A 2,795-nucleotide genomic window follows, 5' to 3' on the forward strand; every position below is an offset into this window, starting at 1 on the left:
GTCGGGCCTCGTGCTCCTGTTATCCCTCTGATTCCCTGAATTCCCGTCGGACCTCGTGCTCCTGTTATCCCTCTGATTCCCTGAATTCCCGTCGGACCTCGYGCTCCYGTTATTCCTCTGATTCCTTGAATTCCTGTTGGACCTCGTGCTCCCGTTATTCCTCTGATTCCTTGAATCCCTGTTGGACCTCGTGCTCCGGTTACTCCTGTACTCCCTGTGGCTCCCGTTGGTCCTATTGCTCCTGTCGGACCTGTTACTCCTGTCACCCCTATGACTCCAGTAGGACCCGTTACTCCAGTTACCCCGGTAGCCCCAGTTGAACCCGTTGGTCCCGTGGTTCCTGTTATTCCAGTTGACCCTGTTACTCCAGTTACCCCGGTTGGGCCTGTTATCCCTGTCACTCCTGTAGGCCCAGTGACTCCTGTTAGACCTGTTGCTCCTGTAGCTCCTGTTGGGCCGGTTACTCCAGTAGCTCCTGTTACTCCGGTAGCTCCTGTTGGGCCTGTTATTCCAGTAATACCTGTTGACCCTGTGACTCCCGTTGGCCCTGTTACCCCAGTAGCACCAGTCGACCCTGTTGGTCCTGTCACTCCAGTGACACCGGTAGCACCAGTTGCTCCAGTCACCCCGGTGACTCCAGTAATACCAGTTGGTCCGGTAGGTCCTGTGACTCCAGTCGTCCCTGTTACACCTGTCGATCCAGTGACTCCAGTTACCCCAGCAATACCTGTTGAGCCCGTTACCCCCGTAGATCCAGTTACTCCGGTTGCTCCTGTTACACCAGTAGGACCCGTTTCTCCTGTGGCTCCAGTTACCCCTGTTATCCCTGTTAATCCCGTTGGACCAGTGGTTCCTGTCACTCCGCTTGGTCCAGTTAGACCTGTCACTCCTGTTGGACCCGTTGAGCCGGTAACGCCAGTTACGCCAGTGGCTCCTGTTATTCCAGTTAGACCTGTTGCTCCAGTTGGCCCTGTGACTCCTGTTATTCCTGTGGCCCCGGTAACACCCGTCACTCCAATTAGTCCGGTTACCCCTGTTGGTCCTGTCACTCCTGTTGGTCCTGTTGCTCCTGTTGGACCGGTAGGTCCCGTGGTTCCAGTCATCCCAGTGACTCCTGTTACTCCTGTCGGGCCTGTTACACCAGTAGGACCCGTTATCCCTGTTGCTCCTGTTGCTCCTGTTGGACCGGTAGGTCCCGTGGCTCCTGTGACACCTGTGGGTCCTGTTACTCCAATGACTCCAGTTGCACCGTTGGCTCCCGTCGGTCCCGTTGGACCAGTTGTACCTGTTGCTCCGATAGGCCCTGTNACACCTGTGGGTCCTGTTACTCCAATGACTCCAGTTGCACCGTTGGCTCCCGTCGGTCCCGTTGGACCAGTTGTACCTGTTGCTCCGATAGGCCCTGTGACACCAGTCGAACCAGTGGCTCCCGTTGGCCCTGTCGGACCCGTAGACCCAGTTACCCCAGTAGCTCCAGTTGACCCTGTTGGTCCTGTCACTCCAGTTACACCGATTGGTCCGGTGATCTCCCGTTGGCCCTGTCGGACCCGTAGACCCAGTTACCCCAGTAGCTCCAGTTGACCCTGTTGGTCCTGTCACTCCAGTTACACCGATTGGTCCGGTGATTCCTGTTGCACCCGTTAGTCCTATTGCTCCTGTCGGACCGGTAGGTCCGGTTATCCCGGTGACTCCGGTTATTCCCGTGACTCCAGTAGGCCCGGTTACTCCCGTATCTCCTGTTATCCCTGTCACTCCTGTAGGACCGGTTGGACCTGTGGGGCCGGTTACTCCAGTCGAACCCGTGGCTCCCGTTACACCAGTAACTCCTGTGATCCCAGTTGGGCCGGTCACACCAGTTACTCCGGTAGGCCCGGTTACTCCTGTAACTCCCGTTGAGCCGGTTGGGCCGGTCGGTCCAGTGACTCCTGTTAAACCTGTTGCTCCTGTTACTCCGGTTGGACCGGTAGGCCCAGTGACTCCGGTAGCACCGGTTACACCCGTTGTCCCTGTGACCCCAGTAATCCCTGTTGTACCTGTGGCTCCGATTGGACCCGTGGTTCCTGTTACTCCTGTCGGTCCAGTGACTCCGATTGGTCCGGTGATTCCAGTCGTGCCTGTAACACCAGTCGAACCGGTTGGACCGGTAGGTCCCGTGGTTCCAGTCATCCCAGTGACTCCCGTTACCCCTGTTGCTCCGGTAGCGCCTGTTACTCCTGTTGCTCCCGTGGTTCCTGTGACTCCAGTTGTCCCTGCAGGTCCTGTGGCCCCCGTTGAACCTATTATTCCTGTAGCACCTGTAGGTCCTGTTGACCCCGCTGCTCCTGTGATTCCTGTAGGTCCCGTTACTCCAGTTGCTCCTGTTATTCCAGTGACACCGGTGGCTCCAGTTGCTCCTGTCGGTCCGGTTATTCCGGTTATCCCGGTTATTCCAATCGACCCTGTGGCTCCTGTCGGACCGGTGACTCCCGTTGGGCCCGTTACTCCCGTTACCCCTGTAGCCCCTGTTGCTCCGGTAGGTCCTGTTACTCCAGTCGAACCAGTGGTTCCTGTTAATCCTGTCACCCCGGTTACTCCGGTAACCCCTGTAGATCCAGTCGAACCGGTTAATCCGGTTGAACCAGTGGCTCCCGTGATTCCTGTTGATCCTGTCACCCCGGTTGGCCCTGTTGCTCCAGTAATACCTGTTGATCCTGTTACTCCCGTTGGCCCTGTCGGACCCGTAGACCCAGTTACCCCAGTAGCTCCAGTTGACCCTGTTGGTCCTGTCACTCCAGTTACACCGATTGGTCCGGTGA

At 57.3% G+C, this 2,795-nt stretch carries 1 pseudogene; it reads right to left on the reverse strand.

The features are described from left to right. Positions 1–2,795, reverse strand: a pseudogene (locus AZF04_RS22050) (beta strand repeat-containing protein); the annotation flags it as partial.

Source organism: Alkalihalobacillus trypoxylicola, assembly GCF_001590785.1.
In the GTDB taxonomy this organism is placed as follows: domain Bacteria; phylum Bacillota; class Bacilli; order Bacillales; family Bacillaceae_D; genus Alkalihalobacillus; species Alkalihalobacillus trypoxylicola.